The 25245-nt window shown below is 68.5% G+C and carries 23 protein-coding genes; 10 read left to right on the forward strand and 13 right to left on the reverse strand.

From position 1 onward, the window contains the following. Positions 1-17 precede the first annotated feature (17 nt). The 5 genes from LA521A_RS15965 to LA521A_RS15985 all read right to left on the reverse strand — a co-directional run bounded on the left by LA521A_RS15965 (position 18) and on the right by LA521A_RS15985 (position 8312). Positions 18-1052 (reverse strand): glucokinase, encoded by a 1035-nt coding sequence (locus tag LA521A_RS15965; RefSeq protein ID WP_281779837.1) that lies wholly within the window; start codon positions 1050-1052, stop codon positions 18-20. 87 nt (positions 1053-1139) lie between these two features. Beyond that, positions 1140-3257, reverse strand: coding sequence for an ATP-dependent DNA helicase RecG (recG, locus tag LA521A_RS15970; protein ID WP_281779838.1), 2118 nt, complete (start codon positions 3255-3257; stop codon positions 1140-1142). A 136-nt stretch (positions 3258-3393) separates the two neighbouring features. Then, on the reverse strand, positions 3394-5808 hold the full coding sequence (locus tag LA521A_RS15975; RefSeq protein ID WP_281779839.1) for a TonB-dependent receptor: 2415 nt from the start codon (positions 5806-5808) through the stop codon (positions 3394-3396). 102 nt (positions 5809-5910) lie between these two features. Next, positions 5911-7059, reverse strand: a complete 1149-nt coding sequence (locus LA521A_RS15980; protein WP_281779840.1) for an SO2930 family diheme c-type cytochrome — start codon at positions 7057-7059, stop codon at positions 5911-5913. Further along, positions 7056-8312, reverse strand: a complete 1257-nt coding sequence (locus tag LA521A_RS15985) for a parallel beta-helix domain-containing protein (RefSeq protein ID WP_281779841.1) — start codon at positions 8310-8312, stop codon at positions 7056-7058. The genes LA521A_RS15980 and LA521A_RS15985 overlap by 4 nt, the downstream gene beginning before the upstream one ends. 212 nt (positions 8313-8524) lie before the next feature. Between LA521A_RS15985 and LA521A_RS15990 the strand changes: the two genes are divergently transcribed. Then, positions 8525-9580, forward strand: coding sequence for an AraC family transcriptional regulator (locus LA521A_RS15990; RefSeq protein WP_281779842.1), 1056 nt, complete (start codon positions 8525-8527; stop codon positions 9578-9580). An 8-nt stretch (positions 9581-9588) separates the two neighbouring features. After that, entirely contained in the window at positions 9589-9972 is a 384-nt protein-coding gene (locus LA521A_RS15995; RefSeq protein WP_281779843.1) for a YkvA family protein, read from the forward strand. A gap of 110 nt (positions 9973-10082) precedes the next feature. Here the strand turns inward: LA521A_RS15995 and LA521A_RS16000 are convergent, their stop codons facing one another. From LA521A_RS16000 to LA521A_RS16020, 5 genes are all read right to left on the reverse strand, one after another. Then, positions 10083-10466: a RidA family protein gene (locus tag LA521A_RS16000; protein WP_281779844.1), complete on the reverse strand. Its 384-nt coding sequence runs from the start codon at positions 10464-10466 to the stop codon at positions 10083-10085. Between the two features lie 76 nt (positions 10467-10542). Further along, positions 10543-12735, reverse strand: coding sequence for a RelA/SpoT family protein (locus tag LA521A_RS16005; protein ID WP_281779845.1), 2193 nt, complete (start codon positions 12733-12735; stop codon positions 10543-10545). A gap of 293 nt (positions 12736-13028) precedes the next feature. After that, a complete protein-coding gene (gene rpoZ, locus LA521A_RS16010; protein WP_281779846.1) occupies positions 13029-13328 on the reverse strand; it encodes a DNA-directed RNA polymerase subunit omega in 300 nt (99 codons plus the stop codon). Positions 13329-13481: 153 nt separating this feature from the next. Next, on the reverse strand, positions 13482-14108 hold the full coding sequence (gene gmk / locus LA521A_RS16015; RefSeq protein WP_281779847.1) for a guanylate kinase: 627 nt from the start codon (positions 14106-14108) through the stop codon (positions 13482-13484). Positions 14109-14215: 107 nt separating this feature from the next. Beyond that, positions 14216-15076, reverse strand: coding sequence for a YicC/YloC family endoribonuclease (locus LA521A_RS16020; RefSeq protein WP_281779848.1), 861 nt, complete (start codon positions 15074-15076; stop codon positions 14216-14218). Between the two features lie 90 nt (positions 15077-15166). Between LA521A_RS16020 and rph the strand changes: the two genes are divergently transcribed. The 7 genes from rph (at position 15167) to pepQ (ending at position 22538) form a co-directional block, all read left to right on the forward strand. Continuing rightward, positions 15167-15931: a ribonuclease PH gene (rph, locus tag LA521A_RS16025; RefSeq protein WP_281779849.1), complete on the forward strand. Its 765-nt coding sequence runs from the start codon at positions 15167-15169 to the stop codon at positions 15929-15931. Between the two features lie 8 nt (positions 15932-15939). Further along, positions 15940-16329 carry a VOC family protein gene (locus LA521A_RS16030; protein WP_281779850.1) on the forward strand — a complete coding sequence of 130 codons (390 nt, stop codon included), beginning with the start codon at positions 15940-15942 and terminating at the stop codon, positions 16327-16329. After that, entirely contained in the window at positions 16326-16925 is a 600-nt protein-coding gene (gene rdgB, locus LA521A_RS16035) for an RdgB/HAM1 family non-canonical purine NTP pyrophosphatase (RefSeq protein ID WP_281779851.1), read from the forward strand. The genes LA521A_RS16030 and rdgB overlap by 4 nt, the downstream gene beginning before the upstream one ends. 108 nt (positions 16926-17033) lie before the next feature. Further along, a complete protein-coding gene (hemW, locus tag LA521A_RS16040; RefSeq protein WP_281779852.1) occupies positions 17034-18242 on the forward strand; it encodes a radical SAM family heme chaperone HemW in 1209 nt (402 codons plus the stop codon). 177 nt (positions 18243-18419) lie between these two features. Beyond that, positions 18420-20681: a DUF1631 domain-containing protein gene (locus tag LA521A_RS16045; protein WP_281779853.1), complete on the forward strand. Its 2262-nt coding sequence runs from the start codon at positions 18420-18422 to the stop codon at positions 20679-20681. An 11-nt stretch (positions 20682-20692) separates the two neighbouring features. Continuing rightward, complete coding sequence (locus LA521A_RS16050) at positions 20693-21043, forward strand: PilZ domain-containing protein (protein WP_281779854.1); 351 nt, start codon at positions 20693-20695, stop codon at positions 21041-21043. Positions 21044-21215: 172 nt separating this feature from the next. After that, positions 21216-22538 carry a Xaa-Pro dipeptidase gene (gene pepQ / locus LA521A_RS16055; RefSeq protein WP_281779855.1) on the forward strand — a complete coding sequence of 441 codons (1323 nt, stop codon included), beginning with the start codon at positions 21216-21218 and terminating at the stop codon, positions 22536-22538. Positions 22539-22706: 168 nt separating this feature from the next. On the opposite strand, the gene LA521A_RS16060 is transcribed toward pepQ, so the two are convergent. Next, positions 22707-22844, reverse strand: a complete 138-nt coding sequence (locus tag LA521A_RS16060; RefSeq protein ID WP_281779856.1) for a hypothetical protein — start codon at positions 22842-22844, stop codon at positions 22707-22709. On the opposite strand from LA521A_RS16060, the gene LA521A_RS16065 reads away from it, so the two are divergent. After that, positions 22843-23139 carry a putative quinol monooxygenase gene (locus LA521A_RS16065; protein ID WP_281779857.1) on the forward strand — a complete coding sequence of 99 codons (297 nt, stop codon included), beginning with the start codon at positions 22843-22845 and terminating at the stop codon, positions 23137-23139. The two genes, LA521A_RS16060 and LA521A_RS16065, sit on opposite strands and share 2 nt — an antisense overlap. 28 nt (positions 23140-23167) lie before the next feature. Here LA521A_RS16065 and LA521A_RS16070 read toward each other — a convergent pair whose 3' ends face one another. Continuing rightward, entirely contained in the window at positions 23168-24496 is a 1329-nt protein-coding gene (locus LA521A_RS16070) for an aminopeptidase P N-terminal domain-containing protein (protein WP_281779858.1), read from the reverse strand. 82 nt (positions 24497-24578) lie between these two features. Continuing rightward, a complete protein-coding gene (locus LA521A_RS16075) occupies positions 24579-25118 on the reverse strand; it encodes a UPF0149 family protein (protein ID WP_281782125.1) in 540 nt (179 codons plus the stop codon). Positions 25119-25245: the final 127 nt, after the last annotated feature.

The following is a 25245-nucleotide window of genomic DNA, read 5'->3' on the forward strand; positions in this document are numbered from 1 at the left end:
GGTCGGGCCGTACCGGATCAGAAACCGGAATGGCGCTCGTAATACCAGGCCGCGGCGCCGACGAGGCCGAGCTGGCCGTGATCGACCAGCCACACCGGCACGCGGGCCAGCACTTCGCCGAGCACGCCCTTGTTGCGGAAACGGGCCGCGAAATCGCTCTCGAGCAGGAAGGGACGGATCTGCGCCGGGATGCCGCCGGCCAGATACACCGCGTCGGCGCCGAACGTCACCGCGAGGTCGCCGGCCAGGCTGCCCAGCAGGCTGCAGAACAGGCGCAGCGATTCCAGCGCCTGTACGTCGCTGCCGGCCTGTGCGGCGGCGGCGATGGACTCGGGCGAGTCGAGCCTGGGGGCGACGCCATCGAGTTCGCACAGCGCGGTGTAGGTGTTCACCAGGCCAGGCCCGGAGAGAACGCGCTCGTTGTCCACGTGCGGCCAGCGCTGGAGCAGGCGGCCGAGCAGCGCGATTTCGCGCGGCGTGCCGACAGCGAGCGCGGCGTGGCCCGCTTCGCTCGCCAGCACGCGCAGCGGCACGCCCTGCTGCAGCGTGCGCGGCAGACACAGCGAGGCGCCGAACCCGGTGCCCGGTCCGAGCACCAGCGCCGGCCCGTCGCCGGCCTGCAGCGGGCCGCAGACGCGGGTCATCGCGGCCACGTCGATGTAGGGCATCGCGCAGGCCACGGCTTCGAAATCGTTGAGCAGCGCGAAATACGCGACGCCGGCCTCGCGGCGCGTGCGCTCCAGCGAGACCGGCCACGGCAGGTTCGCGTTGATCAGCGTGTCGCCTTCGAGCCGGCCCGCGATGGCGACCACGACATGCGTGCGATCGGCGCCGTGCGTCTTGGCGAAGTCGTCGATGATCGCGGCGAGGGAGGGGAATTCGGCACACGCGTAGCGGTGGTACGCCAGCACGTCCACCTTGCCGCCGGGACGCACGTGGACCAGGCCCAGCCGCGCGTGGGTGCCGCCGACATCGGCCGCTATGAACGGCTGGGAGCCGTGCCGGCCGACGGGATGTTCGGTTGGAGCGGAAATCACGATCGGCGGGTTCAACGGCTGCGACGGGGGTTCATGATGCCCGCTCGGGCGGGCGGCTGCAGGATCGGCCTTCACGCTTCGGGTTTCCGCGGAATTCGGGCCTCATGCGGCCGCGAACCGCACGGCGCCGCCGACCCAGCGCGCGACGATGCGCTCGGCCAGTTCGGGGGATTCGCGCAGGAGCCGCTCGCCCATGTCGTGCACCTGCGGCAGCAGGTCGGCATCGCGCGCGAGGTCGGCGACGCGGAACTGCGCCAGGCCCGTCTGGCGGGTGCCGAGCAGTTCGCCGGGGCCGCGCAGTTCCAGGTCCTTTTCCGCGATGACGAAGCCGTCGTTGGTCTCGCGCATGGTTTCCAGGCGCTGGCGGGCCATCTGCGACAGCGGCGCCTGGTAGAGCAGCACGCAGCTCGACGCCGCGCTGCCGCGTCCCACGCGCCCGCGCAACTGGTGCAGCTGGGCGAGGCCGAGCCGCTCGGCGTTCTCGATGATCATCAGCGACGCGTTGGGCACGTCGACGCCGACTTCGATGACCGTCGTCGCCACCAGCAGGCCGATCTCGCCGTCCTTGAACGCGCGCATCGTCGCCTGCTTCTCGGCGGCCTTCATGCGGCCGTGGACCAGACCGACACGGACTTCGGGCAGGCGTTTGCACAGGTCTTCGTACGTGGATTGCGCGGCCTGCGCGACGACCTCGTCGCTGTCGTCGATCAGCGTGCACACCCAGTACGCCTGCCGGCCTTCGGCGCAGGCCTTGCGGATGCGTTCGACCAGTTCCGGCCGGCGTTCCGCGCTAAGCGCCACGGTCTGCACCGGGGTTCGACCGGGCGGAAGTTCGTCGATCGCGGACACGTCGAGGTCCGCGTACGCGGCCATCGCGAGCGTGCGCGGGATCGGGGTGGCCGTCATCACCAGCTGGTGCGGGACGATGGCATCGCCGTTGCCGCTGCCGCCGCTGCCCTTGTCCCGCAGCGCCAGGCGCTGGTGCACGCCGAAGCGATGCTGTTCGTCGACGATGGCCAGCGCGAGATCGTGGAAGGCCACGCCTTCCTGCATCAGCGCGTGCGTGCCGACGACCACCTGCGCTTGCCCGGATGCGACCTCTTCCAGCACCTTCGCGCGCGCCTTGCCGGTGACCTTGCCGGCGAGCCACGCGACGCGAACGCCCAGCGGTTCGAGCCATCCGCGCAGGTTGTTGAGGTGCTGCTCGGCGAGCAGTTCCGTCGGCGCCATCAGCGCGGCCTGCTGGCCGGCTTCCACCGCGCACATGGCGGCGAGCGCGGCGACGACCGTCTTGCCGCTGCCGACGTCGCCCTGCACGAGGCGGAGCATCGGATGCGACTTCGCGAGGTCGGCGCGGATCTGCTCGAACACGCGCTGTTGCGCGCCGGTCAGCGCGAACGGCAGGCGCTTGCGCAACGTGTCGGCCAGCGCGGTCTTGTGCAGCACCGGCGCGGCGTGCGCCTGTTGCGCGATGCGCTGGCGGCGCAGGCTGAGGTGGTGCGCGAGCAGTTCCTCGATCGCGAGACGGCGCTGCGCCGGATGGCGGCCGGCAAGCAGCGCGGCGACATCGGCGTCCTGCGGCGGACGATGCACCGTGAGCAGCGCCTCGCGCAGCGAAGGCAGGTTCGAGCCGTCGCGCAGTTCGCGAGGCAGCAGTTCGAGCGCGTCTTCCGGCGGCAGGCGATCGAGTGCCTGCCCGATGAGGCGGCGCAGCGACACCGGGCCGAGGCCCTCGATGGCCGGATACACCGGGTCCAGGCTGGTGCCGAGCGCGTCGTCGCCGGCCTCGTCGATCATGCGGTAGCTCGGGTGCACGATCTCGAGCCCGTGCTGCCCGGGTCGCGGCGTGCCGTAGCAGCGCACGCGCGCGCCGACCTGGAACTGCGCCACCTGCGCGGCGCGGAAATGAAAGAAGCGCAGCACCAGCGTGCCGTGCGAGTCGTCGCCGACGGCCACGCGCAGCATCGGCCGATAGCGGAAACCGCGCTCGACCGCCTCCACGCGCCCTTCGACCTGCGCGGCCACGCCGGGCTGCAGCAGCCGGATCGGCGTCAGCGCGGTGCGGTCCTCGTACTGGCGCGGCAGCTGCAGCCACAGGTCCTGCAGCGTGGCGAGCCCGCGCGCGGCGAGCTTCTCGGCCACGCGCGGCCCGACGCCCTTCAGGGCGCTGATCGGCTGCTGCTGGAGATCGACGGACGCCCCGCCCTTGCGAATCGGCATCCGGAAAGGATGCCGCGAAAGGCGCCGCGGGAGAAAGAGGGAAAGCCGGCGGTCCGCTGTCGGAAGATGCCGACGCGGTCGTGACACCGTCAGCGCCAACCCCTCTCCCGCGGTCGGGAGAGGGGTTCAAGACGAATCAGAAGTTCGCCGTCAGCTCCACGCCGTACGTGCGCGGTTGCGTCATGCGCGCGCCGACGGTGCCCAGCACGGTCATGCCGTAGGTGCCGAACGAGTTCACGTACTGGTTGTCGAGCAGGTTGTTGCCGTACACCGCGACGCCCCAGTGTCCGCTCGCCGACGTCCAGCCGATGCGTGCATCGAGCAGTTCCTGCGCCTCGCCCGCCTCGGCCTGGCCGAACCGACCGCAACCGAGCACCGACACCGATTCGTCGTTGGTGCGGCACTTGCCCACGTACGAGTAACGCGCCGACGCGCGCACGTCGCCGGCGTCGGCCAGACGCCACACGTAGTTCGCGCCGGCAGCGAAGGACCATTCCGGCGCGCCCGTCGGCTGGCCGCCCAGGTCCAGGCCCTGCGGATTCACGTAGGTCTTGAAGGTCGAATCCAGGTATTCGGCGTTGAAGTCGAAGCCCAGTCCGTCGGTGGCCTGCCAGCGCAGGTCGAAGTCGACGCCGTACGCCTCCTGGTCGGAGGTGTTGACGAGGAAGCGCGGGATGTCCGTCGTCATGTCCAGCGTGACGGCCTGGCGGTTGTCGTAGACGTAGTAGAACGCCGACACGTTGTACGCCAGCCGGTAGTCCGGCAGCGCATGCTTGATGCCGGTCTCGAAGTTCCAGACGTCCTCGTTCTCGAACTCGCTGCCGATCTGCAGCGCGTTGAAACCGCCGGCCTTGTAGCCCTTGGCGAGCGAGGCGAAGCCCATCAGGTTGTCGTTGAAGTGGTAGTCCACGACGAAGCGCGGGCTCCAGTCGTCCCAGGACTTCTTCGCGCGGTTGAGCACGCCCTTGTTCGCCAGCGCCGGCGGATCGATGAAGGCGATGTCGAACACCAGCATTTCCAGCGGAATGCCCGCGGCATCGAGGAAGCCGATGCGGTCGAGCAGCGCGAGTTGCGCGTCCAGTTCCGGCGCGCTGCGCAGGTCGTTGAACCAGGTGAAGTCCTTCTCGTCGCGCGTGTAGCGCAAACCCACGGTGACGTTGGTCTTGTCGTTGACGTGCCAGATCACGTCGCCGAACGCCGCGTACGCCTTGGTGTCGAGCGAGTTCACGAACTTCTCGTTCCACGGCAGGCCGGTGAGGTCGACCGGGATGCCGAACGCATTGGCTGCCTGCGTCAACGGACCGTACAGGCCGCCCGGCGCGAGGCCGAGGTTGTTGGCGATGGTGTCGACCGAATCGGTGAGCGCGTTGACCTCGCTGGTCTGGTCGGCGTCTTCCTGGAAATAGCTCAGGCCGGCGACCCAGTCGATGCGATCGGTCGAGCCGTTGAACTTGAACTCCTGGTAGAAGTTCGTGTTGCTCTCGGTGTTGGTCGAATCGACGTACAGGTAGCTCAGATTCGTGCCGTCTTCCTCGACGCGGTTGAGCGAATCGTAGTCGTGCCACGCGCTCGTCGAGGTCATGCTGAACCCGCCGAAGTTGTGGTCGACGATCAGCGTGACGCCATCGAACGTGCGGGTTTCCGCGTCGGGCGCATCGGTCGCGTACGGCTGGCGTTCCGGATCGAGGAACGAGTCGGGGTCCGCCGGCGCGGTCGGCAGCGCGGGCAATGCGGGGATCGGCACGACGCCGGTGGTCGCCTGGCCGCGCTGGTCTAGGCTTTCGTGGTCCCACGAAATCCAGGCGCGCGTGTTGTCGCCGAAGCGCGTCTGGAACGCGGCGCGCGTGGCCCAGTTGTCTTCCGGCGCGAGGTCCTCGCCAGTGACCGCGTCGCGTACCCAGCCATCGGAATGGTTGAAGATGCCGTTGAAGCGGAACGCCGACGTGTCGCTCACGGCGATGTTCGCCATGCCTTCGAAGTAGGTCTTGTTGTCGTTGCCCAGGCGCAGCTTGCCGCGCGCGTGGTTGCCGTCGGTGTCGGGGCGGTGCGTGATGATCGAGATGGCACCGGCCGCCGTGTTGCGGCCGAAGAGCGTGCCCTGCGGGCCCTTCAGCACTTCGATGCGCTGCACGTCGGTGAACGGCAGCAGCACGCCGCCGCCGCGTCCGGCGTACACACCGTCGACGTACACGCCGACCGCGGGATCGGTACCGATGCCGAAGTCGTCGGTCTCGATGCCGCGCAGCTGGAAGCTCGGCTGCGTCGGCTGGAGGCTGTTGACGCGCAGGCCCGGCACGAAACTGTCGATGTCGCCGAGATCCTCCGCGGCGACGTCGTCGATCAGTTGTTCGGTGACCACCTGCAACGCGATCGGCACGTCGAGCAGTTCCTGCTCGCGGCTCTGCGCGGTGACGGTGATCGTGTCCAGCTGCGTGGCGTCCGTCGTGGTGGACGCGGCTTGCGCGAATGCCAGCGGCGAGGCCGCGACGGCGATACATCCAAAGAGCGCGCGGCCTAGACCGACCGCGAGCCTGCTCTTGCGTGGCGACATCGGAACTCCCCTCCCAATGGCTTTCTTGTTTTTGTGGCGGCTTGCTTGGAAAACACGTTCAGCGCCGCGTCGTGCGGCCCCTTCCCGCGCGACGGACGAACCTTACCGCATCGCGACGTGCGCACCATCGCTGGTGCAGTTGCCCAGCCAGTCGGCGATCCACTGGCGAACCACGGCGACGCCTTCCTCGTGCACGGTGGCGCGTCCGACCTCGGGCATCATCGCGCCGGGATCGAGACTGCTCATGCGGTAGACCAGGATGGAGTCGTCCGGCTTGCCCGGCACGATGTCGAACAGGTGGTCGCCCGTGCCCTGCCCCGCGGCGACCGGCGGCTTGCACAGGCCCAGGCGGCGCGTGTCGTCGGTGCCCGCGTCGAGCCACAGGCCCGACGTATCGGCCGGACCGACCTGGCTGTGGCAGTGGCCGCAGTTCACGTCGAGGTACGCACGCGCGCGGCTTTCGACCGACGCGCTCGCATCGTCCAGTCGCGCGTTGTGCGCAACGCCCGCGCCCGGCAGCCCTTCCAGACGTCCCAGCGACACCATGTGCGCCAGCTGGTTTTCGCCCGGGTGCCACGGATCGTCGCGATTGAGATGGCGCGCCTTCGGGCCGATGGGATGCAGCTCGCGCGTGGTGTTGTTGGTGGAATGGCAACCGGCGCACTGGTTCTCGTCGGGCACCTGGTAGGCGAAATCGGTCTTCGCGCTGCCGTCGGGCTTGTGCATCGTGAGCGGCACGGTGTCGCCGGCGCGCGCGAGCGTGGCTTCGGTCTGCGCCTCGTTCCACACGTACGGCAGCGCGGTCCAGCCGGTCTGGCGACGCACGAGCAGCCGCGTTTCGATGAGACGCACTTTAGACAGATCCAGCCCGTTCGCCGATTCGCCCTTCTGCTCGGCCACGCGCAGCACGGCGCCGCCTTCGGCGCGCGGGTAGTAGAACGTCTTGCTGATGATGGTGCCGACCGGGAAATCGAACGCGTCGTTCGCGTCGTACTTCGCCTTCGTGCCGGGCGGCATCCAGATCGTGCGCAGCTTGTGCGCGTAATCGCTGAACAGCGCCGTGTTCAGCGCATACGGCTCGACGCCCTGGTTGAGCGTCAGGCGCGTTCCGTCGGAGGACAGCACATGCCATTCGCCCAGCGTCTGCGGCTGGCCTTGCGGATGGAACAGCACCGGCGCTTGGCTGCGCTGGCAACCGATGAAGGACATCGCGGCCGCCACGATGGCCGCGCAGATCACGAACCGCTTCATGCCGACGGGGCTGCCTTCGCGGTCGTCGCCGCGGCTTCGCTGGGCAGCGTCACCACCGGAAGCGGCGGCAGCGTGCAGCGCACCTTGTCGGTGACCACGCTCGGGTTCTTGTACTTGTTCGGGCCATCGGCGTTGAGCGTCTGCGCCTGGCCGTTGTCGATGCACACCTGCGGGCCGCCGGCGCGCTGCGCATTGACGTAGCCGTCCCACAGCACGTCCGGCAGGCGTCCGTTGAGGCCGAACATCGCGACCTTCAGCGCCTTGAGGTCGAACCCGTCCGGCCTGTCGCCGCCGCCCTTGAAGCGATTGCCGTGGATGGCGATTTCCTCCGGGTACGGATCGAAGGTCTTCGCCACGCCCTTGTCGGTCATGTAGCCGGTGGAGAAATAGCTCGACACGATGACGTTCGCGGTCTGGTTGTCGGCGATGTCGTTGTCGAAGATCTCCACCTGGTCGTTGGAGTTGATGACGATGCCCGAGCCCGCCGGCACGCTCGCCACCGCCGCGCCCTTCGCGGCGAAGTTGTCGGTGTTGTTCTCGAACACCTTGTTCCGGTAGACGCGCGTGGTGTGGCCCGGCTGCGGCAGGTTCGGCATGTTGAACACGAGGATGCCGCCGGTGTTCTGCGTGGCGGTGTTCTCGTAGACGTCGGCGCCGATGGTGTTCTCGATCTCGATGCCGGCGACGTTGCGCTCGGCGCGGTTGCGGCGCACGACGACGTTCTTCGACTGGCCGACGTAGATGCCCGCGTCCGACGCGCCGATCGCGACCGAATCCTCGATGAGCACGTTGGTCGTCTGCACCGGATAGATGCCGTATGCGCCGTTGCTGGTCTTCGGGCCGCCCGTCCATTCCACGCGCACGCCGCGGATGGTGATGTTGGCGCCTTCGTTGATCTTCAGCCCGTCGCCCTTCGCGTCCTCGATGGCGAGGTTTTCCAGGGTGAAATCGCCCGCGTTGACCAGCAGGCCTTCGGCGCCGGCCTTCTGGTCCTTGAAGCTGAGGATGGTCTTGTCCATGCCCGCGCCGCGGATGGTCACGCCGTTCACGCGCAGCGTCAGGCTGCGGTCGAAGGCGTGGCGGCCGGCGGGAATCTCGATGACGTCGCCGGGCTTGGCGTCGAGCAGGCGCTCGATCAGCACTTTCTGGAAGTCCGTGCTGGCCGCCGGCGCGGCGGGTTGCGGTTGCTGCTGGCAGGCGGCCAATGCCGCCAGTCCCATGGTGATCGCCACGCCGAGCACGATGCGCTTCATCCGACTCCGTCCCTTGCTGCAGCGCAGTGCGCCGCGAATGCCCCGCCGCGAAAACAGCCACGCCAACCCTGTGGCGTGGCCCTCCCCGGCCCCTTCCGGGAAGTCTGTGACGATCCGGCGATCCCGGTGGAGGGCAAAGCCGGCATACTCAGGGGGGAAAACCGGACAAGCTACGCCAGCGTATGCCGAGCCAGCACCGCGACGATCCCCGATTGAACACCGCCACGATCAAGAGCGGCATCGTTGCCAGCCTGGTCGCGATGGCGCGCGAGCATGGCGTGGCTTGCGAGGGCTGGTTCTCCGGCCTGCGGCTCGGCCCGGCCGCGTTCGACGGCGAAGCGCCGGTGTACCTGTCCTACCGCCAGGCGTGCCAGATCGTGCGTCGCGCAATGCGCAGCCTGCCAGTGCACGGCCCGGGACTCGTGCTCGGACAGCGCCAGGGCATCGGGCATTTCGGCCTGCTCGGACTGGCGATGCTGACGGCGCCGAAGTTCGAACAGGCTCTGCAACTCGGCATCCGCTACGCGCCGATCACCGGCGCGATGATGGAACTGCAACTGGACGAGCACGACGACGGCGCGATGAGTGTCGTCGCGCGCATGTTGTCGACCGAGCCGGAACTGGAACCGTTCCTGTGCGAGGAACTGTTCGCCAGTTCGCTGATGCTGTGCCGCGGCCTGCTCGGCGCCGAATTCCGCCCGCGCGTGCTGGAACTCACCTATCCGGCGCCGTCCTACGCTTCCGATTACGTGCACCTGTTCGCGTGCGAGGTGCGCTTCGACGCGCCGCGCAATCGCGTGGTGATCGACCCGCGCTGGCTGCAGGCGGCGATGCCGGCGAACAACACCGCCAGCGCGCAGCAGATCATCACGCTGTGCGAGGAGCAGATGCCTGCCGGCCAACCACGCAGCGAGATCGTGGCCGTTGTCGAACGCCTGCTGCGCCAGCGCGTGGCCGACAACCCGCGCGAGGTCGAGATCGCGGCCGAACTGCACCTCACCGAACGCACGTTGCGTCGCCAGCTGCACGCCGCGCACACCAGCTTCAGCGAACTGCACGATCGCGTGCGCAGCGAGTCGGCGCTCGCGTTGCTCGCCGACGCGCGCGTAAGCATCGCGCACGTCGGTGCGGCCGTGGGATTCAAGGATGCGCGCGAGTTCCGACGCGCGTTCAAGCGCTGGACGGGCGTAGCGCCGCGCGAGATGCGCATGGGCGAGAAGCCGGACGCGCTCACGATCGAACCGGTCGACGCGCGAAGCAGCACCTGATCACAGCCATGTCGCGCCTGCGCAGCTGGGCCCGTGCGTTGAAACGGCAGGCGCTGGTCGTGTGGTTCGCCGCGCGCGATCCGCGTACGCCGCTGTTTCCGCGCCTGCTCGCGCTCGCCGTCGCCGCGTACGCGCTGAGCCCGATCGACCTGATCCCGGATTTCATCCCGGTGCTGGGCTACCTGGACGACGTGATCCTCGTGCCGCTCGGCGTGTGGCTGGTGCTGCGCCTGGTCCCGGAGGAGGTGGTCGCCGACTCGCGGGCGAAGGCCGATGCGGCGTCGGAACGGCCCGTCAGTCGCGCGATGGCCGTGGCGATCGTCGCGATCTGGGCGATCGCACTCGCGGCGCTAGGCGTGTGGGCGTGGCGAATGTTTCGCCACGCAATTTGAGCGTTTGCAGCCCGGGCAAGCGACGCGCAACCGAGCCCTGGAATGACAAAACCCGGGCGCGCTTCGCGTACCCGGGTTATGGAGCAAGTCCTATCAACGGGCCCGGACGATCAGTCCAGCACCATCACCGCGTCGACTTCGAAACGCGCGCCGCGCGGCAGGCCGGCGACTTCGACGGTGGAGCGCGCCGGATACGGCGCCTGGAAGAACTCGCTCATCACCGCATTCACGGCGGCGAAGTTGTCCAGGTCCGTGAGGTACAGGCCCAGACGCACGATGTCGCCGAGCGAGCCGCCGGCCGCTTCGCACACCGCCTTGAGGTTCTCGAACGAACGGCGCGCCTGCGCGGTGATGTCGCCTTCCACCAGCAGGCCGGTGCCGGGATCCAGCGGAATCTGGCCGGAGAGGTACACGGTGTCGCCGGCGCGCACGGCCTGCGAATAGGGGCCGATCGCGGCCGGCGCCTTGTCGGTCTGGATGATCTGGCGGGACATGGACGGGTTCCTGATGGCGAAAGCGCGAGGTTAGCGCAGAAGCGACGCGATGCGCCTGTCGAAGAGACCGAAGCCCTCACATCCGCTGCACGCCCAGCACCACCGCGAGCCGTCGCACGCGACGCATGACGTCGGCGAGGTGCCGGCGATCGCTCACCTCGATGGCGAAACGCATCACCGCGATGTTCGCGTCGCGCTCGAGGTATTCGACGCGATCGATGTTCGATTCGGCTTCGGCGATCGCCGCTGCGACCTGCGCGAGCGAACCGGGGCGGTTGTCCACTTCGATGCGCAGCGCCGCGGAGAAATCGCCGGCCACCTGACGGTCCCAGCCGATGGGCACCCAGCGGTCGGGCGACTTGCGGTAGTCGGCGATGTTCGGGCAATCCAGCCGATGCACCACGATGCCCTTGCCGGCCGTGTGGTAGCCCATGATCTCGTCGCCGGGAATCGGCAGGCAGCAGTTGGCGAAACTGATCACGCCGCGTTCGGCGCCGGTGATCAGGATCTTGTCCTGCGACATCGGCAGCATGTCGCCGCCCGTCGTGCGCAGCGGCTTGCCCGGCGCTTCGCGCGCGAGGACCATCGCGACCTGCTGCGGCATGCGGTTGCCCAGCGCGATGTCGGCCAGCAGCGCCTCGAGGCGCGGATAGCGGAATTCGTTGAGGTACGCGTCCATGCGCACGGCCGGCACGCGGTCGAGCGAAATGCCGAGCGCCTCCAGCGCGCGATCGAGCATGCGATGGCCCAGCTGCACCGCGTCTTCGTGTTCGAGCTGCTTGAGCTGTTGCCGGATCGACGTGCGCGCCTTGCCGGAGACGACGAACTCCAGCCATTGCGGCTTGGGCGTGGAGGACTTGGCGGTGACGATCTCCACGCGCTGGCCGCTCGCCAGCTTGGTGCGCAGCGGCACCAGCCGCCCGTCGACGCGCGCCGCGACCGCGCGGTTGCCCACGTCGGTATGCACCGCGTAGGCGAAATCCAGCGCGGTCGAGTTGCGCGGCAGCGCCATGATGTCGCCCTTGGGCGTGAACAGGTACACCTCGTCGGGGAAGAGGTCTACCTTCACGTTCTCGAGGAATTCCAGCGACGAACCGGTGGCGCGCTGCGATTCGACGAGATTGGCGATCCAGCTGTGCGCGCGCGTCTGCGCGCTGTTGGGGCCATCGCCGCCGTGCTTGTACGACCAGTGCGCCGCGATGCCACGCTCGGCGATCAGGTCCATTTCCTCGGTGCGGATCTGCACTTCGATCGGCGAGCCGTACGGGCCGAACAACACCGTGTGCAGCGACTGGTAACCGTTGGCCTTGGGGATCGCGATGAAGTCGCGGAAACGCGAATCCAGCGGCTTGTACGCCGCATGCACGACGCCGAGCGCGTGATAACAATCCGGCACCGAGCGGACGACGATGCGGAAGCCGAATACGTCCATCACCTGCGCGAAGGTTTTGTGCTCGGCGCGCATCTTGGTGTAGATGCTCCACGGCGACTTCACGCGGCTCACGAGGCGGTGCGCGAGTTTCTCCTTCGCCAGGCGCTGCGCGAGTTGCGCCTCGATCTGCACCAGCGATTCGCGGCGCACCACCGGCTGCGTGCGCAGGCGTTTTTCGATCACCGCATGGCGCCACGGATGCAGCGCGCGGAAGCCCAGGTCCTGCAGCTCGGCCTTGATCAGGTTCATGCCCAGGCGCTGGGCGATGGGCGCGTAGATCTCCAGCGTTTCGCGCGCGATGCGGTGCCGCGCTTCCATGCTCTGCGCGCCGAGCGTGCGCATGTTGTGCAGGCGGTCGGCGAGCTTGATCAGGATCACGCGCAGGTCGCGCGACATCGCCAGCAGCATCTTGCGGAAGCTCTCGGCCGCCGCCTCCTGCCGATCGCGGAACTGGATCTTGTCCAGCTTGGTGACGCCGTCGACCAGCTCGGCCACGGTTTCGCCGAATTCGCTCACCAGGCCGTCGTAGGTGAGCGGCGTGTCCTCGATGGTGTCGTGCAGGATCGCGGCGATCAGCGTCTCGACATCCAGGCCCTGGTCGGCCAGCACCTTGGCTACCGCGACCGGATGCGTGATGTACGGCTCGCCCGACTTGCGCGTCTGGCCCACGTGCGCGGCGGCGCCGACCGCCCACGCCCGGCGCAGCTGGGCGCGCTGGTCGTCGGGCAGGTAGTCGGCCGCCTGTTCCAGTTCGCGGACGTAATCGGGAACGTCGGCGTCGTCGTGGAACGGCGGAACCGTGAGCGAAACGGTCGGCGCGGGTTGTGCGGGGGTCATGTAGGAAATCTAAGCGCCGTGCTTCCAGTGCGCAATGCGAGAGGATCAATGCGCTGAATAGGGTCGGTTTATCGCTGCATGAAGGGTAGGAACGGCCCCATGCGCGTACATCCCCCGCCCCGCTGGCGCCCGCGAGCGCGGTGCCCTGCGGGAAGTGGAACCTGCGTCGCGCACCGCGCGCCTTCACATCGCCCGATCGAGCCTGACGGCCAGCGCGCGCCCCAAACGAAAACGGCCCCGCGATGGCGGGGCCGTTCGTGCAGCGTGCCGGTGAACCGGCCGCGGCGGATGGATCAGTCGTCGCCCTTGGACAGGTCGTCGTCGGCGACCACTTCGGCGGCGGCCCACTCCAGCGCCTCGCGCTCCTTGCGCTCGCGCTCGGCCTTCTCGACGGCGTCGATGTAGTCCGGGTCGATGCGGCGCGCGGCGATCTCACGCAGCGCCAGCACGGTCGGCTTGTCGTTGGCTTCGCTGTTGTCCAGCTGCGGATCCACGCCATTGGCCAGCTGGCGCGCGCGCTTGGCGGCCATCATGACGAGTTCGAAGCGGTTGTTGACCACTTCCAGGCAATCTTCAACGGTGATGCGGGCCATGGGGCTCCTGGCGGCCGGCGGGCCGTCATGCGACTAGATGGGACCGCGAAGTCTAGCGATAGAGTTGTCCACAGGCAAGCCTGCCTATATGAATCAGTGGGTTATGGACAGCCGAAGCGTCGCGCGGGGCGCTCGACCGTCCAAAAACCCCACTCAGGCGCCCGGATCGTCCGCCAGCAGGGCCGTGATCAGCCGCGAATGGCGGGCCACCTGCTGGTCCTTGCGGACCCGGCTGGCGATGAAGATCGAGCACATCTCGCCCACCGCGGTCTCGAAGTCCTCGTTGACGATCACGAAGTCGAATTCGCCGTAGTGCGACATCTCCTCGCGCGCGGCGGCCAGGCGCTGGGCGATGACCTCCTCGGTGTCCTGGCCACGGTTGCGCATGCGCTGCTCCAGCGCCTGGCGCGAGGGCGGCAGGATGAACACGCTCACCGCGTCGGGCACCTTCTCGCGCACCTGGCGCGCGCCCTGCCAGTCGATTTCGAGCAGCACGTCCTTGCCGGACGCCAGTTGCGGCTCCACCGACTGCCGCGCCGAGCCCTTCCAGTCGCCGTGCACGAGGGCGTGTTCGAAGAAATCGCCGGCGGCGACCATGCGTTCGAACTCTTCCTTGCTGACGAAGTGGTAGTGCTCCGCGTGCCGCTCGCCCGGACGCGGCTTGCGCGAGGTGAACGAGATCGACAGGCAGATGTTCGGATCGCGCGCCAGCACGGCGTTGACGATGCTGGATTTTCCGGCGCCCGAGGGAGCCGCGACGATGAAGAGGGTTCCGCGCATTGGGTCGGGAATCGGCAATCGGTAATGGGGAATCGGGAGAAAAGCGGGAAGGGGCTCGACGGGGTTTCGCTTCGGACGATTTCCCATTCTCGATTCCCCATTCCCGGCTACTCGATGTTCTGTATCTGCTCGCGCACCTGGTCGATGAGCACCTTCAGCTCGACGGCGGCCGCGGAGCTGCGCGCGTCCACCGACTTGGAACCGAGTGTGTTCGCTTCGCGGTTGAATTCCTGCAGCAGGAAATCGAGGCGACGGCCGACGGCTTCCTTCAGTTTCAGCACGCGGCGCGCTTCGGCGACGTGCGAATCCAGGCGGTCGAGTTCCTCGTCCACGTCGAGTTTCTGCAGCCACATCACCAGTTCCTGCTCCAGCCGGCCGTTGTCGAGCGGCTGGGCGAGATCGGCCAGGCGCGTCTCCAGCTTGGTGCGCTGGCCGGCGCGGATCTGCGGCATCATCGCGCGCACCTGCGCGGCGAGCGCGGCGATGCCGTCGACGCGTTCGGAGATCACCGCGGCGAGCTTGCCGCCTTCGCGTTCGCGGGCGCGCACGAATTCGTCGAGCACCTCGTCCAGCAACGACAGCGCCTGCGCCTGCAGTTCGGCCGGATCGGCGGCCTGCGCCTGCAACACGCCGGGGAACTGCAACAGTTCGGTCAGCTCGGTGCGAAGACGCGGGAAGCGCGCGTCGAGGTCCATCGCCAGCTCGCTCAATTCGCGCAGGCGCGCGGCGTTGAGCTGCAGCGCGCCCTCGCCTTCCGCCGAGCGCAGGCGCAGGGTGAGGTCGATCTTGCCGCGCGCCACGCGGCCGGCGACGCGTTCGCGCAGCGCCGGTTCCAGCGCGCGCAGTTCGTCCGGGAGGCGCACGCCCAGTTCGAGGAAGCGGTGGTTCACCGAGCGCAGCTCGCAACCCAGCGTGCCCCAGGGAGTGGCGCGTTCGCCGCTGGCGAAGGCGGTCATGCTGCGGATCATCGACAAATCCAGCGTCGTCGGGCAGGGCCGACCGGGAGCGAATGGTAAACTCGCGCGCCTCCGAACGGTACAAACCAAGGTATTCAGGCCATGTCCGGCACGCCCGTCGCCCCTTCCGCCGGCCTCCAGGCCGCCGTCGCGCGCCCCAGCGGCCGCGCACCCGCGCAGATGCGCGAAGTCCGCATCGAACGCGGCTACACCCGCCACGCCGAGGGTTCGGTGCTGGTGAGCTTCGGCGAAACCCGCGTGCTGTGCACCGCAAGCGTCGAGAACAAGGCGCCGCCGTTCCTGCGAGGCAAGGGTGAAGGCTGGGTCACGGCCGAGTACGGCATGCTCCCGCGCGCCACGCATTCGCGTTCCGACCGCGAGGCCGCGCGCGGCAAGCAGGGCGGGCGCACGCTGGAGATCCAGCGCCTCATCGGCCGCTCGCTGCGCGCCTGCGTCGACCGCAAGGTGTTGGGCGAGCGCACCATCACGCTCGATTGCGACGTCCTGCAGGCCGACGGCGGCACGCGCACGGCGGCCATCACCGGCGCCTACGTCGCGCTGGTCGATGCCGTGCAATGGCTGCTCAAGCGACGCGAGATCGCGCGCGATCCGATCTTCGGCGCGGTCGCGGCCGTGTCGGTCGGCATCTATCGCGGCGTGCCGGTACTCGACCTGGATTACGCCGAAGACAGCGCCTGCGACACCGACATGAACGTCGTGATGAACGACGGCGGCGGCTTCATCGAACTGCAGGGCACGGCCGAAGGCCACGCGTTCCGTCGCGAGGAGCTCGATGCGCTGACCTCGCTGGCCGAAGTCGGCATCGCCGAGCTCATCGCGAAGCAGCGCGAAGCGCTCGGCCTCTGACGCTCGCCATGCAGCGACACATCGCCTGTTTCGCGCTGGTCGTCGCCGACTACGACGAAGCCATCGACTTTTACGTGCGCAAGCTCGGTTTCGAGCTGCGCGAAGACACCGACATGGGCGGTGGCAAGCGGTGGGTGCTCGTCGCGCCGCGTGGCGCACAGACGGCGATCCTGCTTGCACGCGCGGTCGACGACGAACAGCGCGCGGCGATCGGCCGGCAAACCGGGGGGCGCGTGGGCTTCTTCCTGCACACGGACGATTTCGCGCGCGATCACGCTTCGATGCTCGCGCACGGCGTGCGCTTCCTCGAAGCGCCGCGCCACGAGCCGTACGGCATCGTCGCGGTGTTCGAGGACCTGCACGGCAATCGCTGGGACCTGCTGGAGCCGACGGCATGAGCGCGCGCGAGCGCTGGGTCATCGCCAGCAGCAACCAGGGCAAGTTGCGCGAGATCCGCGAACTGCTCGGCGACACGGGCATCGAGATCGTCACGCAAGGCGAGCTGGGCGTGGCCGACGCGGACGAAACCGGCCTGACCTTCGTCGAGAACGCGCTGCTGAAGGCGCGCAAGGCGTCGCGCGAAACCGGGCTGCCCGCGCTGGGCGACGATTCGGGCCTGTGCGTGGATGCGCTCGGCGGCGCGCCGGGGCTGTATTCGGCGCGTTATGCCGGCGAACACGGCAACGCGGGCGCGAACATCGACAAGCTGCTGCACGAACTGCGCGACGTGCCCGACGCGCAGCGCACGGCGCATTTCCATGCGGTGATCGTGCTGCTGCGCCACGCGGACGATCCGCAGCCGATCATCGCCGAAGGCATGTGGCGCGGCCGCGTGCTGCACGAACGTCGCGGCGACGGCGGCTTCGGTTACGACCCGGTGTTCCTCGACATTCAACAGGGACTGTCGGCGGCGGAGCTGGACAAGGACCTGAAGAACCGCATCAGCCACCGCGGGCTGGCGCTGGCGGAGTTGAAGCGGCGGTTGTCGCTCTGAAGCCGTCTTTACCGGACTCGCCATCAGCCTGGGTCCCGGCCTGCGCCGGGATGACGGCCCTTCGAGACATGACGACGGCCTAAGCCCGCCAAGACCAGAATCACCCAGATGCTCACCACCCCGCCCCTGTCCCTCTACGTCCACCTCCCCTGGTGCGTACGCAAGTGCCCGTACTGCGACTTCAATTCGCACGAAGGGCGCGGGGCGCTGCCGTTCGACGCATACGTGGACGCGTTGCTGGCCGACCTCGACTTCGACCTGCCGCTGGTGTGGGGTCGCACGATCCACTCGGTGTTCTTCGGCGGCGGCACGCCGAGCCTGTTTCCGCCTGAGTTCATCGACCGCTTCCTGCAGGCCGCGAGCAGCCGGCTGCGTTTCGCGCCCGGCTGCGAGATCACGCTGGAGACGAACCCCGGCACCGCCGAGCACGGCCGCTTCGAGCTCTACCGCGCCGCCGGCGTGAACCGGCTGAGCTTCGGCATCCAGAGCTTCGACGACGAAACCCTCAGGCGGCTGGGCCGCATCCACGACAGCGGCGAGGCCGAGGCGGCGGTAAAGCTCGCGCAGGACGCCGGCTTCGACAATTTCAACCTCGACCTGATGTACGCCCTGCCCGGCCAGACGCTGGCGATGGCCGAACGCGACCTGGAGCGCGCCTTCGCGCTGCAGCCCACGCACATGAGCCATTACCAGCTCACGCTCGAGCCCAATACGGTGTTCGCGGCGCGGCCGCCGCGCGACATTCCGGACGACGATGCCAGCTGGGACATGCAGGAGCACTGCCAGGCGATGCTTGCCGCCGCCGGCTACGCCCAGTACGAGGTGAGCGCCTACGCGCGCCCGGGCCGCCAGTGCCTGCACAACGTCAATTACTGGCAATACGGCGACTACCTCGGCATCGGCGCGGGCGCGCACGGCAAGATCACCCTCGGCGCGGAGCAGGACATCCTGCGCCGCTGGAAGATCAAGCATCCCACGCGCTATCTCGCCGCGGCGGGCCATGCCGAGGCGATCGGCGGCGACGACCGCATCGCGCCGGCGCGCCGTCCGTTCGAATACATGCTCAATGCACTGCGCCTGGTCGACGGCTTCTCGCTGGACGCGTTCGAAGCACGGACCGGCCTGCCGCGCGCGGCGATCGGTGACGCGCTGGGTCAGGCGCAGGCGCAGGGATGGCTGGCCATCGAGGGCGACCGCGTCCGTCCGACCGAACTCGGGCGCCGTTTCACCAACGACGTCATCGAGTTGTTCCTCGGCGAGGACGACGAAAACCGTGTGGCGGTGCCGCACGAAGTGGCCGGCTACACGGTCGACTGAGCGCCGCCGCATCGGCCTCCTGTCTCGGGACAATGCACGCGCGCAGGGCGTGCTGGCCGCTGTTTAGGTCGCGATCCGTTACCTCGAGTGCGCCCCCTGAGGGACCACGCTGGGCGACAAGGCTGGCGGGGCACGGATGGGTCGATGCATGATCGTCCGATCTGAGACGGTGATCCCATGTCCGCCACGTTCGAACCCCTAGGCAGTTCGATCCCTCGCCCTACCCTGGCGTCGGCGGCGTTGCCGCCGCGCGTGCGCCGCGTGCTCGAACATCTGTACGCGCTGGTGTCCGACGAAATGTCGCGCCAGCTCGAAGCGATGCTCGGCGAATTCGAGCAGCAGCTGTTCAAGCATGCCGACCTCGCGCGCAACCCCGCGCAGCAGGCCAGCCACCTGGAAACCCTGCGCACCACGCGCCTCAATCGCGCCGACCTCGTGCCGCGGTATCTGGCGCTGGTCGAAAGCGAGCTGACGACGATCCGCGACCCGGTCGGCGCACCGGTCGAACGCGACGGCGCCGCGCCGGCATTCCGCGACCTCAAACTGGTCGAACACGGCGAAGTCGACGAATCGCTGCTGCTGCGCACGATCGCCGCGCGGCAGGAGTCGCGCGCCGGGCTTCCGCTGCTGCTGCTCGGCCAACGCTTCGGCGTGCTCGCCGGCCAGCCGGCCTTCGATGCCGAACGCCTGCCGGTCGGGCCGTACGCACTGGGCAAGATCCTGTCCGACGCCGCGCACGCGCTGCAGATCAGCCCCGAGGCGCGCATGCACCTCTACAAGGTCTTCGACCACCAGGTCATGACCGGCTACGCGCAGCTGGTGGAAACCATGAACGCCCTGCTCGCGCGCGAGAACGTGCTGCCGAGCCTGTCGTTCGTGCCGATCCGTCCGCGTTCGCCGCAGCGGCAGGAAGGCCAGCGGCGCGTAGTCGAACCCAACGAGGCCGCCGACAGCACGCCACGACGCCAGCGCCCGATGACGGCGTGGCCGGGCCAGCTCGACGGCAGCAACGCAGGCGGTCCGGCGCTGGAAAGCGAAACCTTCAACCTGTTGCAACAGTTGCTCGCCGCGCGACGCGACGTGATGGGCCGGTTGCGTCCGGGCAGCGGTAGCGACGCCGGCGCGCCGCGGCCGACGCTCACCCGCGAGGAACTGGTCAACGCGCTGTCCACGCTGCAGGACGTGCCGCTGCACCAGGCGCCGCCGCGCAACCTCACCGACGTCCGGCAGACGCTGCTCGCTCAGGCGCGCCAACAGCGTGGCGAGGCGACGTTCCTCTCGCGCGACGACGCCGACACGTTCGAACTGCTGGACCTGTTCTACAGCGAGATCGGCCGCGAACTGCGCTCCGATGCCGCCGTCGGCACGCTGCTCAACCGCCTGCAGGTGCCGCTGGTGCGGCTCGCGCTGCAGGACCGCGGCTTCTTCGTCCGCAACGAACACCCCGCGCGCCAGCTGCTCAACGCCGTCGCCGAAGCCGGCGCGCACTGGGTGCCGAAGGACGAAAGCGACCCGCAGCTCAACGACCAGCTGCGTCGCGCGGTCGACCACGTCGTGGAGAACTACGACGGCGACAACGGCGTGTTCGAGAACGCGAACCGACAATTGCAGGAACACCTGCGCTCGATGGCGCGCAAGGCCGAGGTCGCCGAGCGCCGCCATGTGGAGGCCGCGCGCGGCAAGGAGAAACTCGTGCTGGCCAAGCGCCAGGCGAGCGAGGCGATCGACGACATCGTCAGCGAACACAAGCTGCCGCGTTTCGTGCAGACGCTGCTCAGCCAGGCGTGGACCGACGTGCTGACCCTGACCTTGCTGCGCAGCGGCGAGGATTCGGAGGAATGGCAGCGCCAGCTCGAGGCCACGCGCGAGATCGTCGCGGCCAATGCGGCGGGACAACGCGGCCAGGTGTCGAACGCATTGGGCGAGGACATCGAGGCCGCGCTCACGCAGGTGGGTTATCACGTCGAGGATGCCGGCGCGATCTCGCGCCAGCTCGTCACCGGCACGGCCGCCAACGACGATGCGGCATCGCGCACGGAACTGGCGCTCAAGCTCAAGGCGCGCACGCGGCTGGGCACCGACGAGGCGCCCGCGCCCAGGCCGGCCGAGCGTTCGCCGAAGGAACAGGAATGCTGGCGCCACTTGCGCACGCTTCCGTTCGGCACGTGGTTCGAGTTCGACGTCGGCGATTCGGGCGAGGTCGTCCGCCGCCGCCTGTCGTGGTTCAGCCCGGTGACCGACAACGCCCTGTTCGTGAACCAGCGCGGCCAGCGCGTGAGCGAGCAGTCGCTGGACAGCCTCGCGCGTCAGGTCGCGTCCGGCCGCGCGCGCGTGGTCACCGAGGAAAAGAGCCGTCTGGTCGATCGCGCATGGAGCGCGGTCATGGGCGCGCTCGGCCAGCTGGTCGGGCACAACAACCACTCCGAAGCGCACGCCTGAAGGATGCACGCATGATGGAAGAGTTCCGCCGCGCCCGCCGCCGCGCGATCCAGGAGCCGGTGCAGGTGGTCGACACCATGACCGACACGGTGATCGGCCAGCTCAGCAATCTGTCCGAAACCGGGATGCTGCTCATCGCCAACGCGCCGCTGGTCGACGACGGCCTGTACCAGCTGCGCTTCAACCTGCGCGGCGCGCCGCACCAGTCATCGCCGATCGAAGTCGGCGCGCACCTGCTCTGGCAGGACAGCACCAGCACGCCGGGGCAGACCTGGTCGGGCTTCCGCTTCATCACCATGCTGGAAAGCGAGCTGCAACAGTTGCGGCATTGGCTGGAGTCGGGGAACGGGCGGGCGATGTAACGCCGGGAACGACAACGAGGACGGACAAACGCGGACGAGACAAACGGGGAAAGCCGGCGACTTTGCCGTTTCCCCTGTTTCGTTTCGCGCCCCTGTTCCCTGTCGCTGAATCGGGCGACGCGGCCGGCATGCGGCACAATAGGACGGTTTCCCGCCTCCGAATGCCTCCGCAATGAGCCAAGTCGCCGCGCTGTATCCCAGCCACATCGCCGAACTGCACCGCCGCACCGAACAGGCCCTCGCCCGGGGCGGTTTCGAACACCTCGTCATCCCCAGCGGCACCTCGCACTACCAGGTGTTCGACGACCGCGATTACCCCTACGCGGTGAACCCGCAGTTCAAGGCCTGGCTGCCGCTCACGCGCGCGCCGGGCAGCTGGCTGGTCGCCACGCCGGGCCAGAAGCCCAAGCTGATCTTCCTGCAGCCGTTCGACTACTGGCACGTCGTGCCGTCGGCGCCGAGCGGCTACTGGGTCGAGCATTTCGACATCGTCATCATCCGCAAGCCCGAGGAAGCGCTGCAGCACCTGCCGGCGAATCCGGCGCGGTGCGCGATCCTGGGCGAACCGCAGAGCACGGTCGGCCACTTCGCGCCGAACAATCCGGCGCCGGTCGTGAACTACCTGGAGTACCACCGCGCATTCAAGACGCCGTACGAAGTCGAGATGATGCGGCAGGCCACCAAGCGCGGCGTGCGTGCGCATCGCGCGGCCGAGCGTGCGTTCCGTGCGGGCGCGAGCGAGTTCGGCATCCACCTGGTCTACTGCCAGGCCGCCGCGCAGGACGCGAACGACCTGCCGTACAGCAACATCATCGCGATCAACGAACACGGCGCGGTGCTGCATTACACCGATCGCGACACCGTCGCGCCGCAGTCGCCGCGCAGTTTCCTGATTGACGCCGGTGCCGCGCACGACGGCTACGCCTGCGACATCACGCGCACCTATGCGTACGACGCGGGCAGCGAGTTCCAGGCGATGATCGACGCCGTCGATGCCGCACAGCTGACGATGTGCGACCAGGTGCGCGCCGGCGTGGACTACAAGCAGATCCACCTGGATGCGCACCTCGCGCTGGCCGGCGTGCTGAAGGATTTCGGGGTCATCAACGTCTCGCCCGAAGCCGCCGTCGCCACCGGCGTGAGCAGCGCGTTCTTCCCGCACGGCATCGGCCACGGCATCGGCCTGCAGGTGCACGACGTCGCCGGCTTCGCCGCGAGCGACGAGGGCGGCACGATCGCCAAGCCCGACGGCCATCCGCACCTGCGCCTCACGCGCGTGCTCGAGCCGGGCATGGCGGTGACGATCGAACCGGGCCTGTACTTCATCGACATGCTGCTGGACGAGGTGAAGAAGAACGGCCACGCCGACAGCGTCGACTGGGCGCGCGTGGACGCGTTCAAGCCGTACGGCGGCATCCGCATCGAGGACGACGTCGTGTGCACGGACGACGCGCCGGTGAATCTGACGCGCGATGGGTTCGCCGAAGCGGGCTGATCCCTCGCCCTTGTAGCCCGGGTAAGGCCGAAGGCCGCACCCGGGAGGGGCGGCGGTAACGTTTGGAATTCGGGGCCGCCCCGGGTGCGCTTCGCGTACCCGGGCTACGAAGGCTGCAAACGCGGGGACGGCGTTTGCATCGGCGCGACACGCGCATGGTTAGGATCGTCACCGGCCCATCGCCAGGGACGACGCCATGCCGTACGACCGCCGCCTTTTCCTCACCACGGCCGTAATCAGCGCGATCGCCGTCGCGCTGCCCGGCACGTCCCGGTCGCAATCCACTTTGACGGAGAACGCCGCCATGCATGGACTCATCGGCCGGATGATGGCCGCGCCCGGGCAACGCGATGCGCTGATCGCCATCCTGCTCGACGGCATCCACAACATGCCCGGCTGCCTGAGCTACATCGTCGCGCGCGACACCAGCGACGAAAACGCGATCTGGATTACGGAAGTCTGGGACAGCGAGGCGAGCCACAAGGCGTCGCTGTCACTGCCGACGGTGCAGGCGGCGATCGCGAAAGCGAAGCCGCTGATCGCCGGTTTCGGCGATTACATCCAGACCGCGCCGGTGGGCGGGCACGGCCTGGCGAAGTAGGCGCGCGGGCCCAACTGGAGCGCTTACCTCAACCGCGCGACGCCATCAGCGTCTCGATCTCGTCGGCACTGCGAGCGAGCGCATCGGTGAGCACCTGCGGTTCGCCGCTCGTGACCAGCACGTCGTCCTCGGTGCGGATGCCGATACCGCGCCACTTCGCATCTACCGTCGTGTCGTCGGGCGAGACGTAGACGCCCGGTTCGATGGTGAACACCATGCCGGGTTCGAGCAGCCGCGATTCGCCGTCGAACCGGTATTCGCCGACGTCATGCACGTCCAGGCCGAGCCAGTGCCCGGTCTTGTGGCGATAGAAGCGGCGGTAGCTGCCGTCGGCGAGGTTCTTCTCCAGCTTGCCCTTGAGCAGGCCGAGCCGCAGCAAGCCTTCGGTCAACGTTTCCACCGCCGCGACGTGGCCGGTTTCGTACGCAATACCCGGACGCGCCTGCGCGAGCGCGGCGGCCTGCGCCTGCCCGACCAGGTCGTGCAGCGCGCGCTGTTCCTTCGTGAAGCGGCCGTTGACCGGAAACGTGCGCGTGATGTCCGCCGCGTAGCCACGGTATTCGGCGCCGGCGTCGATGAGCACCAGGTCGCCGTCTTTCGCCTGCGCGGCGTTCGCGCGGTAATGCAGCACGCACGCATTGGCGCCGGCGCCGACGATGCTGCTGTACGCCGGATCCGCATCGTGCGAACGGAACACGCGTTCGACTTCCGCCTGCAGCTGGTACTCGTGGATGCCGGGGCGCGCGGCGAGCATCGCGGTTTCGTGCGCGAGCACGCTGATGTCCGCGGCGCGCTGCATCAGGCGCACCTCGTCGCGATCCTTGAACAGGCGCAGCTCGTCGAGCAGGTGGCCGAGTTCGAGGAACTCGTGCGGGGGCTGCGCGCCCTGCCGCACCATCGCGCGCACGCGGTTCAACCAGCCGATGAGCTTGAGGTCGAACTCCTGGTCGCGCCCGAAGTGGTAGTACACGCGCGAACGGCCTTCGAGCAGGCCGGGCAGGATGTCGTCGAGGTCGGTGATCGGATACGCGTCGTCCAGGCCGAACGCCTCGACCGCGCCTTCCGGACCGAAGCGCGGACCGTCCCAGCCTTCGCGCTCGGGATCGCGCTCGCGGCAGAACAGGATCACCTCGCCGTGCTTGCGGCCCGGCACCAGCACGAGCACCGCTTCGGGCTCGGGGAATCCGGTGAGGTACAGCAGGTCGGAGTCCTGGCGATATGGGTAGTGCGTGTCGCGGCTACGGATCCGTTCGGGCGCGGCGGGCAGGATCGCGATCGCGTTGTCGCCGGCCATGCGCATGAGTTGCCTGCGCCGCTTCGCGTACGCCTTGTCGGGGATGCGGAGGGGTTTGTGCATGGAGCCGTGATTGGTGAAGTGTGATGGGTGATTCGGAAGGAGCGCGCTTTAGCGAATACCCGATCCCGAATCACGAATCACGTCAGTTCAACTTCTGCCGATGCTGCGCCGCCAGCACGCAGTCGCCGTGCAGCAGCAGTACGGCCACGCGCACGAACTCCTCGATTTCGACCAGCGCTTCCTCGTCTTCCTCGTCGCCGTCGCTTTGCGGCTGCGCCGCGGCGAGTTTGGCCAGGTCGCCCAGCGCCTCGGCGCCTTCGTCCGACAGCTTCGGACGCGAGCCCGTCGCCAGTCCGAAACCACCGAGGAAGCCGCGGCACCATTCGAACAGCGCGCCGCTGCGCTCGGCGAGCGAGGCGTCGGCGTCGGGCAGCAGCAGCGCGAAATCGAAGCTGCGGTCGGCCAGCTGCGCGGCGCTGGCCAGGCGCAGTTCGTCCAGCGCGCCGCCCGCGGCAGGCGCGGGAAGCGCGTCGTCGGCCAGCACCTTCGCCGGCCACTCGCGCACCGAGGGGCCGCCGCCGGCCAGCCAGCCGCACAGGCCGCCATGCAGTTCGAAGGGCGAGGCAGCGAGCGCCAGCTGGCGGCTCTCGGCGTCGATCGCGGACACGGAAGGCAGTTCGATTTCGGACACGATCGGGCGCGCGGTGCGTGGAATCAGGGGAATGGCGGGCAGTGTACCAACCTGATGGTTGTTGCCGGCGCGAACGCCTGCCTACACTGCACCCAGCAACGCTGGAGTCGTTGCCGGG

It is taken from the genome of Lysobacter auxotrophicus (genome assembly GCF_027924565.1).
In the GTDB taxonomy this organism is placed as follows: domain Bacteria; phylum Pseudomonadota; class Gammaproteobacteria; order Xanthomonadales; family Xanthomonadaceae; genus Lysobacter_J; species Lysobacter_J auxotrophicus.

Excerpts from the sequence above, each read along its gene's own strand:
- recG (WP_281779838.1), bottom strand. The coding sequence starts at position 3,257 with ATGCCGATTCGCAAGGGCGGGGCGTCCGTCGATCTCCAGCAGCAGCCG.
- LA521A_RS15975 (WP_281779839.1), bottom strand. The coding sequence starts at position 5,808 with ATGTCGCCACGCAAGAGCAGGCTCGCGGTCGGTCTAGGCCGCGCGCTC.
- LA521A_RS15980 (WP_281779840.1), bottom strand. The coding sequence starts at position 7,059 with ATGAAGCGGTTCGTGATCTGCGCGGCCATCGTGGCGGCCGCGATGTCC.
- LA521A_RS15985 (WP_281779841.1), bottom strand. The coding sequence starts at position 8,312 with ATGAAGCGCATCGTGCTCGGCGTGGCGATCACCATGGGACTGGCGGCA.
- LA521A_RS15995 (WP_281779843.1), top strand. The coding sequence starts at position 9,589 with ATGTCGCGCCTGCGCAGCTGGGCCCGTGCGTTGAAACGGCAGGCGCTG.
- LA521A_RS16000 (WP_281779844.1), bottom strand. The coding sequence starts at position 10,466 with ATGTCCCGCCAGATCATCCAGACCGACAAGGCGCCGGCCGCGATCGGC.
- LA521A_RS16005 (WP_281779845.1), bottom strand. The coding sequence starts at position 12,735 with ATGACCCCCGCACAACCCGCGCCGACCGTTTCGCTCACGGTTCCGCCG.
- rpoZ (WP_281779846.1), bottom strand. The coding sequence starts at position 13,328 with ATGGCCCGCATCACCGTTGAAGATTGCCTGGAAGTGGTCAACAACCGC.
- gmk (WP_281779847.1), bottom strand. The coding sequence starts at position 14,108 with ATGCGCGGAACCCTCTTCATCGTCGCGGCTCCCTCGGGCGCCGGAAAA.
- LA521A_RS16020 (WP_281779848.1), bottom strand. The coding sequence starts at position 15,076 with ATGATCCGCAGCATGACCGCCTTCGCCAGCGGCGAACGCGCCACTCCC.
- rph (WP_281779849.1), top strand. The coding sequence starts at position 15,167 with ATGTCCGGCACGCCCGTCGCCCCTTCCGCCGGCCTCCAGGCCGCCGTC.
- LA521A_RS16030 (WP_281779850.1), top strand. The coding sequence starts at position 15,940 with ATGCAGCGACACATCGCCTGTTTCGCGCTGGTCGTCGCCGACTACGAC.
- rdgB (WP_281779851.1), top strand. The coding sequence starts at position 16,326 with ATGAGCGCGCGCGAGCGCTGGGTCATCGCCAGCAGCAACCAGGGCAAG.
- hemW (WP_281779852.1), top strand. The coding sequence starts at position 17,034 with ATGCTCACCACCCCGCCCCTGTCCCTCTACGTCCACCTCCCCTGGTGC.
- LA521A_RS16045 (WP_281779853.1), top strand. The coding sequence starts at position 18,420 with ATGTCCGCCACGTTCGAACCCCTAGGCAGTTCGATCCCTCGCCCTACC.
- LA521A_RS16050 (WP_281779854.1), top strand. The coding sequence starts at position 20,693 with ATGATGGAAGAGTTCCGCCGCGCCCGCCGCCGCGCGATCCAGGAGCCG.
- pepQ (WP_281779855.1), top strand. The coding sequence starts at position 21,216 with ATGAGCCAAGTCGCCGCGCTGTATCCCAGCCACATCGCCGAACTGCAC.
- LA521A_RS16065 (WP_281779857.1), top strand. The coding sequence starts at position 22,843 with ATGCATGGACTCATCGGCCGGATGATGGCCGCGCCCGGGCAACGCGAT.
- LA521A_RS16060 (WP_281779856.1), bottom strand. The coding sequence starts at position 22,844 with ATGGCGGCGTTCTCCGTCAAAGTGGATTGCGACCGGGACGTGCCGGGC.
- LA521A_RS16070 (WP_281779858.1), bottom strand. The coding sequence starts at position 24,496 with ATGCACAAACCCCTCCGCATCCCCGACAAGGCGTACGCGAAGCGGCGC.